This window comes from Pseudomonas lactis (genome assembly GCF_001439845.1).
In the GTDB taxonomy this organism is placed as follows: domain Bacteria; phylum Pseudomonadota; class Gammaproteobacteria; order Pseudomonadales; family Pseudomonadaceae; genus Aquipseudomonas; species Aquipseudomonas lactis.
Genome location: NZ_JYLO01000005.1, coordinates 305,518 through 319,969 on the forward strand (window position 1 = coordinate 305,518; position 14,452 = coordinate 319,969).

11 protein-coding genes are annotated in these 14,452 nt (G+C 59.8%); 6 read left to right on the forward strand and 5 right to left on the reverse strand.

What is annotated here, in order from left to right:
• The first annotated feature begins 92 nt into the window (after positions 1-92).
• From dgcB to etfB, 3 genes are read left to right on the forward strand one after another with little or no spacing between them, the layout of a single operon-like run.
• On the forward strand, positions 93-2,036 hold the full coding sequence (dgcB, locus tag TX24_RS10330) for a dimethylglycine demethylation protein DgcB (RefSeq protein ID WP_057710278.1): 1,944 nt from the start codon (positions 93-95) through the stop codon (positions 2,034-2,036).
• Positions 2,036-3,256 (forward strand): electron transfer flavoprotein subunit alpha, encoded by a 1,221-nt coding sequence (gene etfA / locus TX24_RS10335; protein WP_057710279.1) that lies wholly within the window; start codon positions 2,036-2,038, stop codon positions 3,254-3,256. Before dgcB ends, etfA begins: the two co-directional genes overlap by 1 nt.
• A 4-nt stretch (positions 3,257-3,260) precedes the next feature.
• Positions 3,261-4,037: an electron transfer flavoprotein subunit beta gene (gene etfB / locus TX24_RS10340; protein WP_164545343.1), complete on the forward strand. Its 777-nt coding sequence runs from the start codon at positions 3,261-3,263 to the stop codon at positions 4,035-4,037.
• Positions 4,038-4,878: 841 nt separating this feature from the next.
• On the opposite strand, the gene gbcA is transcribed toward etfB, so the two are convergent.
• Complete coding sequence (gbcA, locus tag TX24_RS10345; protein ID WP_032894948.1) at positions 4,879-6,174, reverse strand: glycine-betaine demethylase subunit GbcA; 1,296 nt, start codon at positions 6,172-6,174, stop codon at positions 4,879-4,881.
• A gap of 282 nt (positions 6,175-6,456) precedes the next feature.
• Here gbcA and gbcB point away from each other — a divergent pair, with 282 nt between their 5' ends.
• Positions 6,457-7,557: a glycine-betaine demethylase subunit GbcB gene (gene gbcB / locus TX24_RS10350; protein ID WP_014720237.1), complete on the forward strand. Its 1,101-nt coding sequence runs from the start codon at positions 6,457-6,459 to the stop codon at positions 7,555-7,557.
• 3 nt (positions 7,558-7,560) lie between these two features.
• Here the strand turns inward: gbcB and TX24_RS10355 are convergent, their stop codons facing one another.
• Positions 7,561-8,376 carry a nitrilase-related carbon-nitrogen hydrolase gene (locus tag TX24_RS10355; protein ID WP_057710280.1) on the reverse strand — a complete coding sequence of 272 codons (816 nt, stop codon included), beginning with the start codon at positions 8,374-8,376 and terminating at the stop codon, positions 7,561-7,563.
• A gap of 2 nt (positions 8,377-8,378) precedes the next feature.
• Positions 8,379-9,809 (reverse strand): purine-cytosine permease family protein, encoded by a 1,431-nt coding sequence (locus TX24_RS10360; protein ID WP_087149719.1) that lies wholly within the window; start codon positions 9,807-9,809, stop codon positions 8,379-8,381.
• Positions 9,810-10,091: 282 nt separating this feature from the next.
• Between TX24_RS10360 and TX24_RS10365 the strand changes: the two genes are divergently transcribed.
• Entirely contained in the window at positions 10,092-11,909 is a 1,818-nt protein-coding gene (locus TX24_RS10365; RefSeq protein ID WP_057710281.1) for a flavin monoamine oxidase family protein, read from the forward strand.
• A gap of 70 nt (positions 11,910-11,979) precedes the next feature.
• Here TX24_RS10365 and TX24_RS10370 read toward each other — a convergent pair whose 3' ends face one another.
• Together TX24_RS10370 and TX24_RS10375 are read right to left on the reverse strand one after the other, a co-directional pair.
• Entirely contained in the window at positions 11,980-12,180 is a 201-nt protein-coding gene (locus TX24_RS10370) for a hypothetical protein (RefSeq protein WP_044271814.1), read from the reverse strand.
• Positions 12,181-12,373: 193 nt separating this feature from the next.
• Positions 12,374-13,414, reverse strand: coding sequence for a threonine aldolase family protein (locus tag TX24_RS10375; RefSeq protein WP_003194862.1), 1,041 nt, complete (start codon positions 13,412-13,414; stop codon positions 12,374-12,376).
• A 90-nt stretch (positions 13,415-13,504) separates the two neighbouring features.
• Here TX24_RS10375 and TX24_RS10380 point away from each other — a divergent pair, with 90 nt between their 5' ends.
• Positions 13,505-14,233, forward strand: coding sequence for a TraX family protein (locus tag TX24_RS10380; protein ID WP_057710282.1), 729 nt, complete (start codon positions 13,505-13,507; stop codon positions 14,231-14,233).
• Positions 14,234-14,452 lie beyond the last annotated feature (219 nt).

Below are 14,452 nucleotides of genomic sequence, written 5' to 3' on the forward strand. Positions count from 1 at the left end.
CATCGACTGACACGCCGTCTTCGCGAGCAAGCCCGCTCCCACATTCAGGGCCAGTTTCACAGTAGACCTGTGTGGTCTTCGGGAGCTTCACCATGCTGAATACCCTTCTTCCCATCCTGCTCTTCGCCGCCCTGGGCCTCGCCTTCCTCGGCGCACTGCGCCGGGTGAACATGTGGCGCCGTGGCCGCGCATCCAAAGTCGACCTGCTGGCCGGCCTTTTGGCCATGCCCAAGCGTTACATGGTCGACCTGCACCACGTGGTCGCCCGTGACAAATACATCGCCAACACCCACGTTGCGACGGCGCTGGGCTTTGTGCTGTCGGCGCTGCTGGCGATTGTGGTGCACGGCTTCGGCCTGCAGAGCCGCATTCTTGGCTATGCACTGCTGCTGGCGTCGACATTGATGTTTGTCGGCGCGATCTTCATGTACCTGCGCCGCCGCAATCCGCCTGCGCGCTTGTCCAAAGGCCCGTGGATGCGCCTGCCGAAAAGCCTGATGGCCTTCTCGGTGAGCTTCTTCCTGGTGACCTTGCCGGTGGCCGGGATTCTGCCCGCTGACTTCGGCGGCTGGTTGCTCGCGGCATTGCTGAGCGTGGGCGTGTTGTGGGGCGTGTCCGAAATGTTCTTCGGCATGACCTGGGGCGGGCCGATGAAACACGCCTTCGCAGGTGCCCTGCACCTGGCCTGGCACCGCCGCGCCGAACGCTTTGGCGGTGGCCGCTCCACCGGGTTGAAACCGTTGGATCTGAGCGATAAAACCGCACCGCTGGGCGTGGAAAAGCCCAAGGACTTCACCTGGAACCAACTGCTTGGCTTTGACGCCTGCGTGCAGTGCGGCAAGTGCGAAGCGGCGTGCCCGGCGTTTGCCGCCGGCCAGCCATTGAACCCGAAAAAACTCATCCAGGACATGGTGGTCGGCCTGGCCGGTGGCACCGATGCCAAGTTCGCCGGCAGCCCGTACCCCGGCAAACCGGTGGGCGAACACGGCGGCAACCCGCACCAGCCGATCGTCAACGGCCTGGTGGACGCCGAGACCCTGTGGTCGTGCACCACCTGCCGCGCCTGCGTGGAAGAGTGCCCGATGATGATCGAGCACGTGGACGCCATCGTCGACATGCGCCGCCATCTCACCCTGGAAAAAGGCGCTACGCCGAACAAGGGCGCCGAAGTCCTGGAAAACCTGATCGCTACTGACAACCCTGGCGGCTTTGCCCCCGGTGGTCGCCTGAACTGGGCGGCAGACCTGAACCTGCCGCTGCTCAGCGACAATGGCAGTTGCGATGTGCTGTTCTGGGTCGGCGATGGCGCCTTCGACATGCGTAACCAACGTACCCTGCGCGCCTTCGTAAAAGTGCTCAAGGCCGCCAAGGTCGACTTCGCCGTGCTTGGCCTGGAAGAACGCGACAGCGGTGACGTGGCGCGCCGCCTCGGCGATGAAGCGACATTCCAGCTGCTGGCCACGCGCAATATCCAGACCCTGGCCAAGTACAGTTTCAAGCGCATCGTCACCTGCGACCCGCACAGTTTCCATGTGCTGAAAAACGAATACGGTGCCTTCAACGGCAACTACCGGGTGCAGCACCACAGCACCTTCATGGCCGAGCTGATTGGCGAGGGCGCGCTGAACCTGGGCCAGCACAAAGGCAACAGCGTGACCTACCACGACCCGTGCTACCTGGGCCGCTACAACGGTGAGTACGAGGCGCCGCGCCAAGTGCTGCGGGCGTTGGGTATCGAGGTCAAGGAAATGCAACGCTCGGGCTTCCGTTCACGCTGCTGCGGTGGCGGCGGCGGCGCGCCGATCACCGACATTCCCGGTAAGCAACGCATTCCCGATATGCGCATGGACGACATCCGCGAAACCGGTGCCGAACTGGTGGCCGTGGGTTGCCCGCAATGCACCGCGATGCTGGAAGGCGTGGTCGAACCACGCCCGTTGATCAAAGACATCGCCGAGCTGGTCGCCGACGCGTTGCTTGAAGACGCCGCGCCAGCCAAAGCCCCCCTCAAGCGTGAACCTGCGGAGGTGCACTGATGAGCGACATTATCCGCCGCGACCCACGGGCCGAATGGATCGCCCGTAACCGCCTGCACCCGTTGCACGCGGCCATGCAGCCGGTGCAACACAGTTGGATGGGCCCCAACGGCGTCATTCGCAAAAACGTGCATGGTGTCGGTTTTATCGGCCCCAACGGCATCAAGCGCATCGACCGCAGCGGTGCCCAGCAGGGCGGCGCAGCCAAGCGTACCGCGGCGGTGGAAGTGCAATTGCCGCTGCATCAGGTGCCGGTCCCGGCGTTCTACATCAACGTGGTGCCAGACATGGTCGGCGGCCGCCTGAGCAGCCACGACCGCGACCTGCTTGGCCTGGCGCGCCAACTGGCCGGCAGTGACGGCGCGGTGTTGGCGGTGGTGTTCGGTGAACACAAGGAAAGCGCCTTTGCCACCGCCGGCGTCGACCGACTGCTGGTGCTGGAGGGGCATGAATTCGAAGGTTATGCACCGGAGCAACGCGTGCAGGGTTTGCGTGCTGTGGATAACCAATTCAGCCCGCGCCACTGGCTGCTGCCAGACAGCCGCAGCGGTGGTGGCGAACTGGGGCGACGTTTTGCCGCCAGCCTCAAGGAACGCCCGGCAACGCGGGTGTGGCAGATCAAGGGTGATGAATGCATCGGCCGGGCTGGTGCCGGCCAGGAAGACCTGGCGCGACCGTTGCCCCGTCTGATCCTCGCCGCCGCCGAATGTGCCGATCCGGTCAGCGAGACCCGCCACGAAGTCTTGCCCGTGGAGTTATCCACAGGCCTGGCGCGCAGTTTGCCGCGTATCGAAGACCTCGGCGCGGTGGCGGTCGACCCGGCAGCGATTCCGATGGCCGAGGCCGAGTTCATTTTCTCCGGTGGCAACGGTGTGAAGGACTGGGCGCTGTTCCACCAGACCGCTGCGGCTCTGGGCGCCACCGAAGGCGCCTCGCGGGTGGCGGTGGATGATGGCTTCATGGCGCGTGATCGCCAGGTCGGCGCCAGCGGTACCTGGGTCACTGCGCGGGTGTACGTAGCCGTCGGGATTTCCGGGGCGATCCAGCACCTGCAAGGCATTGGTGCCTGCGACAAGGTGGTGGCAATCAACCTCGACCCGGGTTGCGACATGATCAAGCGTGCCGACCTGTCGGTGATTGGCGAAAGCGCCTCGATACTCAACGCTTTGATCGCAGCGGTCGAAACCTACCGCAACGGCGCCAAGCGCGATGCAGCCTGAGGATATGACCATGACGAACACTGTATTCAGCCTGGTGTCCATCGGCGCTCACCCCACCTCCGGGCGCCCACGCCGCGCCGAGCAGGACGCGCGCGCGGTCGAGCTGGGGCTGCAACTGGCTGGGGATAAGTTGCAGGTACTGCACGCGGGTGATGTCAGCGAACCGACCCTGCGCAGCTACCTGGGCATGGGCCTGCCGCAACTGCAGGTACTCGAACAGCCGGCGGGCGCCGATGCGTTGCCGGTGCTCAGCGAGTATCTGCGCGACGCGGGCGCCCAAGTGGTACTGACCGGAAGCCAGGCAGAAACCGGCGAAGGTTCGGGGATGCTGCCGTTCCTGTTGGCCGAACAACTGGGCTGGCCGCTGATTGTGGGGCTGGCGCAGGTGGAGTCCATCGACGCCGGCGTAGCCCTGGTGCTGCAGGCGTTGCCTCGCGGCCAGCGGCGGCGCTTGAAGGTGCGCCTGCCGTTTCTTGCCACTGTGGATAACGCCGCGCCCAAACCACGCCAGAGCGCCTACGGCCCGGCGCAACGGGGTGAGCTGGCGGCCCATGACGTCGAGATTGAACAGGATGAGTTATTCACAGGCGCACTGCTGCAACCGGCCAAGCCACGGCCAAAGCGCCTCAAGGTGATCAAGGCCAAGAGTGGTGCCGACCGTATGAAGGCCGCAACGGCCAAGGCCAGTGGCGGCGGTGGGCAGGTGCTCAAGGGCGTGAGCGCTGAAGAGGGCGCGCAAGCGATTCTCAAGCTTCTGGTAGAAGAGGGCGTCGTACGCTGAACCCTGACCACCACCAAACCTTGTGGGAGCTGGCTTGCCTGCGATAGCGGTAGGTCAGCAACCCATGCATCCGTTGACGTATTGCAATCGCGGGCAAGCCGCTTCCACATTTTCCTGCTTTATCTTGGGCTTACCCACAATGCCTGTTGATCCGCCTGTGGATAACCTGTTCGCGGGTGTCCACAAGCCCGGCATATCAAGCTCTGCAGCCCTCTGTACGAAAAACAACCAACCTAACTTGCGGTTTTTGCTCGGGTTTTCACCGTCTTGAGGCCTCGACTTGCCCCCAAAGTCTGTTGGCGCTTTTGTGGATAAGATGTTCGCTATCCGCTACAAGCCTTATAAAACGTGGCTTTCGAGGGGTTGGTCAATAATTGATCAAATCTCACATATTCGCCGTTTAAACGGCTGGATATCCCCGATTCATGAGGGTTTCAAGGGCTTTTCCACAACCCGAACAAAGTTGCCCCCAAAGTCTGTTGGTGCATCTGTGGATAAGGTGTTCGCTTACCGCTACAAGCCACGCTAATCAAGGCTCTTGGAGGATTGATCAATAAATGAGCTGCTCAAGATAAAACCCGCAAGTTTGAATAAGTCACGGATTTTCTTGATTTAATTTGCGTGCGCGGCGCACTTGCCCACAATTGCTGTGGGTGGCTCTGTGGATAAGTTGTTGGGGAAAGGCTGGAGGGCAGGGCGCTAGCGCTCTGCGAGAAGGGTGATCAAATTTTGATCACTCTGAGGTCAGTGTGGGAGCGGGCTTGCTCGCGAATACGGTGTGTCAGCCACTACATGTGCAAGCTGATACACCGTATTCGCGAGCAAGCCCGCTCCCACATTTTTATTCGTGTGCTGCCACACCTTTGAGGTACGGCGCCGGAGCAGCGCCCAGGTTGCTCAACATGCGCTCGCTGTACCAATCCACAAAATTAACCACGCCAAACTCATAGGTCTTGGAGTAAGGGCCTGGCTGGTAGGCGGTGGAGTTGATCCCGCGCTGGTTCTCTTCGGCCAGGCGGCGGTCCTGGTCGTTGGTGGCGTCCCACACCTGGCGCATGCGCTCCACGTCGTAGTCCACGCCTTCCACGGCGTCCTTGTGCACGATCCACTTGGTGGTGACCATGGTTTCCTGGGCGCTGATCGGCCACACGGTGAACACAATGATGTGGTCGCCCATGCAGTGGTTCCAGGAGTGGGGCAGGTGCAGGATGCGCATCGAGCCCAGATCCGGGTTCTTGATGCGGCCCATGAGCTTGGCGCAGCCTTGTTTGCCATCCAGGGTCATCGACACAGTGCCCTTGAGCAGCGGCATGCGCACAATGCGGTTACGCAGGCCGAAGCTGGCGTGGGCGTAAGGGATTTTTTCGGCATCCCAAGCGGCAGCGGAAGCGGCCACGTGGTCCTTGAATGCCTGGTCGGCGCGCGGGTCGGTAACGTCGTCCCACTCCAGCAGGGTTTTCAGCAGTTCGGGGTGTGACGCGTTGCAGTGGTAGCACTCGCGGTTGTTTTCCAGCACCAGCTTCCAGTTGGCTTTTTCGAACAAGGTGGTCTGGATCGCCACCTTGGTGTTCTCCATGTCGTAGGGTTCCATGTAATGGCTGAGCGTCGACAGGAAGTCATCGATGGCCGGTGGGTTTTCGGCTAGGCTGATAAAGATGTAGCCACCAGCAGTCTTCACGTTCACCGGCTTCAAACCGTACTGCTTCATGTCGAAATCGGCGCCCATCTCGGTGCCGGCGAACAGCAGGCGGCCGTCCAGCTCGTAGGTCCACTGGTGGTAGTGGCAGACCAATTTGGCGACCTTGCCCTTGTCGCTGGTGCACAAGCGTGAGCCACGGTGGCGGCAGACGTTGTGGAACGCATGCACCACGCCGTCGGCCCCCCGGATCACGATGATCGGGTTCTTGCCCACTTGCAGGGTGAGGTAGTTGCCCTTGGTGGGGATTTCGCAGGTCATGCCGGCGATCAACCACTCTTTCTGGAAGATCTCCTGCATATCGATATCGAACAGCCGCTCATCAGAGTAAAACGGCTGCGGCAGCGAAAAAGTGCGCTCGCGCTCTTGCAGCATTTGCGCGGTGGCCTTGCGTGCGGGTTCCAGCGGATCGCCCAAGCTTAAGGTTGCGGTGACGTCCATCGTGTGTGTCCTCATGGCCATTCTGTGTGGCCGGCGAATAGTGGCTACGGTTGGTGCTGTGCAAGGCGTAAAGAACGCGTCTTTGTTGGGAGCGAGTGTGGGCCCGGCGTCACGTCGAACCTTATCCATGGGCGACATGGCCCAATCTGATCCCGACGCGCAAGCCCCTGTCTTTGGGGGCTGGTCGCCGTAAGTATGTGAATGTCGCAGATAGGTAAATGGGTGGTTCTCGCGTTACGCAGAATCGCCACCATAAGGCCGACGTCGGCGGTGGAGAACAACATGTCCAATAATTTCCTGAATCCGGTAACCACCCAGACCTGGGCCAATGGTCGGCACATCGTCCGCTGCGTCAAAGTCATCCAGGAAACCTGGGATGTGCGCACCTTCTGCTTTATGGCCGATCAGCCGATCCTGTTCTTTTTCAAGCCGGGGCAATTTGTCACCCTGGAGCTGGAAATCGAAGGCCAGCCGATCATGCGCTCGTACACGATTTCCAGCTCACCGTCGGTGCCTTACAGCTTCTCGGTGACCATCAAGCGCGTACCCGGCGGCCGGGTTTCCAACTGGCTGCACGATACGTTGCACGAAGGCCAGGAGTTGGCCGTACACGGCCCGGTCGGGCTGTTCAATGCCATCGACTTCCCGAGCCCTAAAGTGCTGTACCTCAGCGGCGGTGTCGGGATTACGCCGGTGATGTCCATGGCGCGCTGGTTCTACGACACCAACGCCAACGTCGACATGACCTTTATCCACAGCGCCCGCTCGCCCAAGGACATCATCTATCACCGCGAGCTGGAGCACATGGCGTCGCGGATCGACAACTTCAGCCTGCACCTGATTTGCGAAAAACACGGCCTGGGTGAGCCCTGGGCCGGGTATCGCGGCTATCTGAACCACAAGATGCTGGAGCTTATGGTGCCGGACTTCCTGGAGCGCGAAGTGTTCTGCTGCGGCCCTACGCCGTACATGAACGCAGTGAAGCGTTTGCTGGAAGTCGCCGGTTTCGACATGACCCGTTATCACGAAGAATCCTTTGGCGCGACACCACCGGAAGCCCGTGCCGATGCGGTGGAGCAGGCCGAGCAAGCGGCGGATGCGCCGGAGATCGACCTGGCGGACCTGCATCAAGTGGAATTTATCGCGTCCGGCAAGAGCATTCGCGTGGCGCCGGGGGAGACCGTGCACGCCGCGGCCGCCAAGCTCGGCCTGCTGATCCCCAAGGCCTGCGGCATGGGCATCTGCGGTACGTGCAAGGTGATGAAGCTGGGCGGCGAGGTGGAGATGGAGCACAACGGCGGGATTACCGAAGAGGACGAAGCCGAAGGCTACATCCTATCGTGCTGCAGTGTGCCCAAGGGTGACGTGCGGATTGAGTTCTGAGGGTCAGTACAAGCCCGGTCGGCGGTCTTGGTGAACGTGGTTATGCTCGCTGATAAACTTGTTCCTGGCCTCTGCCAGTGGCAACTGAGCGACTAACCGCTGTTCGCGTTGGTGGGAGGCTGCGCCAGCCAATGGGTAGCCGTCGGCATCGACGATGGTCGAGCCGCCAACCCAGTTGACGCCGCGCTCCTCGCCGTAGCGGTCGCAGGCGGCAATGAACATGCGATTGACGGCAGCGTTGGCTTGGAGGCGGACAATTTCTCCCGGCCGCTCGCCAGCCGGACGCGGACCCTCTGGCCAGTTCACCGGAGCGCATAGCAGGTCGGCGCCGGCCAAGGCTGCAAGGCGGACCCACTCCGGCAGTTCGAGGTCGTAGCAAACCATTGTGGCGATCCGCCCGACTTGGGTGTCGACGACAGGAGGCGGTTCGGTGCCCGGCGTGAAGATCAGCTTTTCCCGATTCCATAAGTGGCCTTTGCGATACACCGTCAGCCGGCCTGCGGGTTGGACCAGCGCAACGCTATTGGCGACTCGCCCAGCGCTCAGACGCTCACAGAAACCGGCGACGATGATGATATCCAGTTCATTGGCCAGGGCACGCCATAGGCTCAGCGTTGGGCCGTCATCGGCCTCGGAGGCCGCATACGCCTCCTCGCGATTATCGAAGGCGTACCCGCTTTGCATCAGTTCCGGCAGAACGATGACTTGCACCGCGAGGGCGCTTGCGTCACGGATCGCGCTCTCACTGAGCGCCCTGTTGTAATCAAGGTCGCCAATACGGGGCGCCAGTTGATGGCAAGCAACCGTTGCCAATGTCATGGCTATTTCCTCTCTAATAGGCGTTCACTGGCCTTGATGGCACGGGCCTCGCGGGCGTGGTCGATGCCGCGGGCCATGATGCAGTAGGTGGTGGCCGACACGACCAGGCCCACCACGAATGCAATGTCAGCTCCGCCCAGCCACAGTGCCGCCGGCCCTTGGTAAAAGCCCAGGGACATGAACGGGATCATCGCCGCGATGCCCAGGAAATAAGCGGTGAGCCCTGTACTTGACCAGCGGCGGTAGATGCCGGCTGGGTTAAACAGATCGCTGATTGCGTAGCGCCCTTTTCGTACTGCGTAGAAATCCGCCAGGTTCACCGCCGTCCAGGGCACGAGGAAATACAACATCAGGAGTACGAAGTTATTGAAGCTGTGCAGATAGCTTTGCGGGATGCTCAAGGCGATTCCAAAAATCACGGCGGCCACTAGGCTGATGCCAATGATTCGACTTTTCAGGCGAGGCTTTATCGAGACGAACCCATCAATGGCACTGATCCCGGTGAGCATCGCGCCATAGCAGTTGACCGCCATGATGCCGACCAGCGCGGGTACTGCGATCAGCACGGTAAAGGTGCCAAATCCCGGAAGCAATTGATTGCCCACGGCCTGCACGCTGCCGATGGCATCGGGTGAGGGCAGCGCCGAGGCGAGAAAGGCTCCCAGCGACATCAGCCACAGCGCCGAGCCGGCAGCGCCCAGGTACGTCCAGCCAATGACACTGCGCGACGGCGTGTTATAGGGCAGGTAGCGCGAGTAGTCCGAGACGTAGACGGCATAGCTGATCTGGTAGCCCGCCGCGGCTGAAAGCTGAATCAGAAACGCCGACCAGGAAAAATGAGCGTCGACCACCGCCGTGTCGGCCTGCAAGGTCATCACGGCAGCCACCGTCAGGACCGCGAACACGCTGATCATCACGTAGGTCAGCCAGCGTTGCACGGTGTGCAACAGGTCATGGCCGATCACAGCGATCACCACGGCCAGGATGATCATCAAGGCATACCACGGTGTCCGATTGCCGGGCAGCACGGTATTAATGGCGTCGGTGGCGAGAATCACGTTGAACACGTTAAAACCGATGTACACGAAGACCACCGCGATAAAGGGCACGATTGCCCCGCGCAAGCCGAATTGCGCCCGCGACTGAATCATCTGCGGCAAGCCCATGCGCGGCCCCTGGTTGGCGTGGAAGGCCATCGCGAACGTGCCAAGGCACACGCCGATGACAATCGCCAGGATGGCGTAGACCAGGCTCAACCCCAAGGCTGCGCCGGTAAACCCGGTGACCATGGTAGTGAGTACGAAGTTACCGGTGAACCAGAACGGCGCTTGATGCCAGACTTTGCCGTGGCGTTCATTGCGCGGCACATAGTCAATGGAACGGGTTTCTATTTTCAGCGCGGGACGGGGAGCTGCCGCTTGGTCGCAGGGCATGTTCATAGGTTTCACGATCTGTTTTTATTGAGTGATCGATGAAGAGTCTTACAAGCAAATGTACGATTGAATCGGTATTTGCAAATAATCACTTCAGAAATCTCTGAACTGAGTGCGCAAAACCTTGCAGAAGTGAGGATTGGCTGATATCGGACTTTCTTATTCCCAAGCGATATAGAGACAATTCCTACAATCTTCTACGCTGATGAACGAACGCGTCGTTGTCGCCCTTCGTAATAGAGCAGTAGGTGGACGTCCTTTATCCAGTCAAGGATGCTCGACATGTCTGCTATCCCTTCTCGTAGTAAAGGCGCGGCGCGCTTACTGACCGATGATGTCACCGCGCTTATCCCCGATTTTCCTTTTCACTACGCCCGGTTCCTCAATCAGGCTGCCAGCAACGGGACGGCGTTGGCGCAGGTTTCCAACAGTGCCCACGGCAGCAAGGTCTTGATCGTGGGGGCTGGCGTCGCCGGCCTTGTCGCGGCTTATGAAGCCCTGCGCATGGGTTTGCATCCCGTGGTCGTGGAGGCCAGTCATCGCATGGGTGGGCGACTCTATTCCTATGTAGTGGGCGACCCACAAGACCCGGCCAACAGTGTTATCTGCGAAATGGGGGCCATGCGTTTTCCCGTTTCTGGCAAGGCGCTGATGCACTATTTCGACAAGGTCGGCATGAGCGCCAACTCGGCGGATTTTCCCAACCCAGGCTCGGCTGCAACTCTCAGTACGGTGGTCGACTATCAACACAAACAGGTCTATTACGAAGGCAAGAATTTGCCCGATGAATACCTGGAAATCGAGCGTAAGTTGTTTGAGGTTTTTCTGGAACAGGCCCCGATCCATTTCACTGAAATGGAAGCGGCAATGTCCGAGGGCAGCCTTGACCAGGCGAAGATCAAGACGTTGTGGAATGCGATTCTGGATGCAGGTTGGGACAATCTCAGCTTTTTTGCCGCCATGGTGGAACAGGCCGGTTGGAGTCGGGAGGACATCGACCTGTTTGGCCAGATCGGGTTTGGGACGGGAGGGTGGAATACCGACTATCCGAACTGCTTTCTAGAGGTGTTACGGGTGTTGTACACCGGCCTGGATACCAACCACAAGTTGATGTACGACGGCTCTACCGAACTGCCTTGTCGGTTATGGGCGCGCAGCCCGGATGCGATGGGCGACAGCATGGCCCACTGGCCTTCGGGCACTACCGTCGCAAGCCTGAGCGCTCAAGTCATTCCCCAGGTTTTCGGGCAGGAGGTGCGGCAGATCATAAGGCGCCAAGACGGCGAGTTCGACGTGTACATCTTTGATCATAACCAGGGGGGCGAACGTCAATACACCTTCCCTGCCGTGATCTACACACCCCAGAAGCGGATTCTGGACAAATTTCGCTATATGAGCGGCATCGATCATTTCAACGCCATGAATAGCCTGCTGTCCGTCAAGGAATGGGAAGCGGTGATGTACACCCACTACATGCAGTCGGCCAAAATATTCGCCCAGACCAAGCGACCTTTCTGGACCGATATCGGGGTGGACCATCAGTACAAGATGAGTGTGACCTTGTCGGACCGGATTACCCGTGGCACTTACCTGTTGGATTACGCGGCGAGTCAAGGCGCCTACAAGGGCAGCGGAATGTTTTTGTCTTACACCTGGAACGACGACAGCCTCAAGTTCATGGGGGATCGCACGACGCCGTTGCCTTCCCATGTTGCACTATGTTCGACCTTGTTGGACTCGGTGTATGCCCACCACCAACTGGACCTTGCAGCGGAGTTCGGCATGACCGATCCCTTTGTGGAAATCAACTGGGAAGAGCAGCCGTTTTTTCTTTGTGCTTTCAAGATGAATCTGCCGGGGCAGTACGAATACCAGCGCCTGTTGTTTTCGCAGTTCATGAACGGTGTGCATAGTGGGAACCCGGATGGGTTCATTATTGCTGGAGATGATGTGTCTTTCACTGGCGGTTGGGCAGAGGGCGCGGTGACGACAGCCCTGAACGCGGTTAATAAACTGGCGGTAAGGTTCGGTGGCGGCACCTTTGTTGGTAACCGTGGCCCCATTGATGAATGGGTGGCGCTTCAGCCAAAGGCATTGTAGGAGCGAGCTGAGGGCTGCTTCGGTACCGCGCCGGAGGTCATGAGGCTCCGACGCGGTCCTCAGTTAATGATTACTGAGCGTAGACCTGCACCACAAAGTGTTGGCCAGATGCTGTCAGTTCATAGACTTTGTCGTAGATCCTGAGCGTCCTGGATGGCTCGCGGATGGTGTCGCCGACTTTGGCGCTTTTCCTGAACTCATCCCAGTCGATAACAGTGGTGGTGGTAGTACCATTGTTCAGCACGGTGTTCACGTTGCTTTGATATTCCATGATCAAGCTCTCCATTGATTTACCTTTGCCGCCGATTATTCGGCTGGCGGTGAAACCCGAAAGGGGGCAGATATCGCTGCGTTTTCCTTGCGAGTAACAAGAGGCTAGACAATAAAAACGAGCTGTATTGCTGTCAGAAATATCAAAAAACAGTCTCGGCGATCGGCCAGTACGGACTGGCCGAATTCGTACGTTAAGCGTTCATGACTTCCCGAATATCGGCAGCCAATTCCCTTACACGCTCTTCCTCGGTATCCCACGCACACATGAAGCGCGCACCGCCTTTGCCGATGAAGGTGTAGAAACGCCAGCCCTTGGCGGTCAGCGCTGCAATCGCGGGTTCCGAGAGCTGCAGGAATACGCCGTTGGCCTGTACCGGGAACATCAGTTCCACGCCGGGAATATCCGCCACCAGGCTGCTCAGCAATTGCGCGCAATGGTTGGCGTGGCGTGCATGCTTGAGCCAGGCGTCGTTTTCCAGCAGGCCCACCCATGGCGCCGAGAGAAAGCGCATTTTCGACGCCAACTGACCGGCCTGTTTGCAGCGGTAGTCAAAGTCTTCAGCCAGTTTGTGATTGAAGAACAGGATGGCTTCACCCACCGCCATGCCGTTTTTGGTACCGCCAAAGCACAGCACGTCCACGCCGGCTTTCCAGGTCAGGTCGGCCGGTGAGCAACCCAGGAATGCACAGGCATTGGCGAAGCGTGCGCCGTCCATGTGCAGGTTCAGGCCCAGCTCCTTGCAGGTGGCGCTGATGGCGCGGATTTCTTCGGGGGTGTACACGCTGCCGACTTCGGTGGCCTGGGTCAGGGTGACTACGCGGGGTTTGGGGTAGTGGATATCCTGGCGCTTGAGGGCGATCTCACGGATCGACTCCGGGGTCAGCTTGCCGTTTTCGGTGCGGGCGACGAGCAGTTTGGAGCCGTTGGAGAAAAACTCCGGCGCGCCGCATTCGTCGGTCTCGACGTGGGCGGTTTCCGAGCAAATCACGCTATGGTAGCTCTGGCACAACGAGGACAGCGCCAGGGAGTTGGCGGCCGTGCCGTTGAAGGCGAAGAACACCTCGCAGTCGGTCTCGAACAGATTGCGGAAACCGTCGGCGGCGCGGTGGGTCCATTCATCATCGCCGTAGGCGCGTTGATGGCCCTGGTTGGCTTGTTCCATGGCGGCCCAGGCTTCCGGGCAGATGCCGGAATAGTTGTCACTGGCAAATTGTTGGCTCTTGTCGGTCATGGCCCGTTCCTGTGGTCGATGTTGGTGCGCACTTTACCCAAGATTGCCGGGGGCGCGCACGCACTGTAAATGCAAAGTCGTTGGGGAATTATGCACGGTACTCAAACCCTGCCTGTCGGACCTGTCCGAGATGGCGCTTTGGATCTGCTCAAGTGGCTGGCGCTGTTGAGTATGGTGCTCGATCATCTGCGCTATGTGGGACTGAGCCTGGATGGGCTATACGTGCCGGGGCGCCTGGCGTTTCCGTGGTTTTGCCTGGCGATTGCGGCCAATTTGCATCGCGTCCGTTACGCCCCGGTGACCGGCCATTGGCGCTACTTGGGTTGGTTGCTGCTGTTCAGCGTGATCAGCGAGGTGCCGTATCGGATGTTCATCGAAGATGCCGATACCTTGAACGTGTTGCCGACCTTGGCGCTGGGCTTGCTGGTTGCCCGAGGTTGGCAGCAAAAGGCGTTGGTTGATCGAGGATTGGCGCTGATCGCCGTCACAATGGCGGCCGTGTTTTCACACCAGTTGATGTTCGGTTTCTTTGGTGTATTGCTGCCGCTGGCGATATTGCTGGTGTTTCGCCGGCCCTGGTATTTCAGCGTGCTGCCGGGTTTAGTCTGTGTCGCCGCCAATCAGTGGCAGATTCTGCTCAATAGCGGCACGCCTGTGGCGCTGTTGGGGTTGGCTGCATGTCTGAGTGCGCCGCTGGCTGGGTTGATCTTACTACGGCGCGCCCGGAGCGCTGCGCCACCAGCAATGCGCCGCTGGGCCTATGCCCTTTATCCGCTTCACTTCCTCCTGCTGCTGCTCCTTCGCAAGCTCATCGCCTAACCCTCCTGTAGGAGCGAGCTTGCTCGCGAAAAACGTCAACGATTACGCGTGCTTACTGAATAAACACTGCGCCCATGAGGTTTTCGCGAGCAAGCTCGCTCCTACAAATTGTCAGGCCTGCCAATATCATTCGTTCGGCCATGTCGTAAACGCACCTTTGCGTGGCGTGCGCAGGCATTTGGCCCGCACGCGCCAGCCCTACCATCGCATCAAAGGGCC

Coding starts and splice junctions, on each gene's coding strand:
- dgcB (WP_057710278.1), top strand. CDS start 93: ATGCTGAATACCCTTCTTCCCATCCTGCTCTTCGCCGCCCTGGGCCTC.
- etfA (WP_057710279.1), top strand. CDS start 2,036: ATGAGCGACATTATCCGCCGCGACCCACGGGCCGAATGGATCGCCCGT.
- etfB (WP_164545343.1), top strand. CDS start 3,261: ATGACCATGACGAACACTGTATTCAGCCTGGTGTCCATCGGCGCTCAC.
- gbcA (WP_032894948.1), bottom strand. CDS start 6,174: ATGGACGTCACCGCAACCTTAAGCTTGGGCGATCCGCTGGAACCCGCA.
- gbcB (WP_014720237.1), top strand. CDS start 6,457: ATGTCCAATAATTTCCTGAATCCGGTAACCACCCAGACCTGGGCCAAT.
- TX24_RS10355 (WP_057710280.1), bottom strand. CDS start 8,376: ATGACATTGGCAACGGTTGCTTGCCATCAACTGGCGCCCCGTATTGGC.
- TX24_RS10360 (WP_087149719.1), bottom strand. CDS start 9,809: ATGCCCTGCGACCAAGCGGCAGCTCCCCGTCCCGCGCTGAAAATAGAA.
- TX24_RS10365 (WP_057710281.1), top strand. CDS start 10,092: ATGTCTGCTATCCCTTCTCGTAGTAAAGGCGCGGCGCGCTTACTGACC.
- TX24_RS10370 (WP_044271814.1), bottom strand. CDS start 12,180: ATGGAATATCAAAGCAACGTGAACACCGTGCTGAACAATGGTACTACC.
- TX24_RS10375 (WP_003194862.1), bottom strand. CDS start 13,414: ATGACCGACAAGAGCCAACAATTTGCCAGTGACAACTATTCCGGCATC.
- TX24_RS10380 (WP_057710282.1), top strand. CDS start 13,505: ATGCACGGTACTCAAACCCTGCCTGTCGGACCTGTCCGAGATGGCGCT.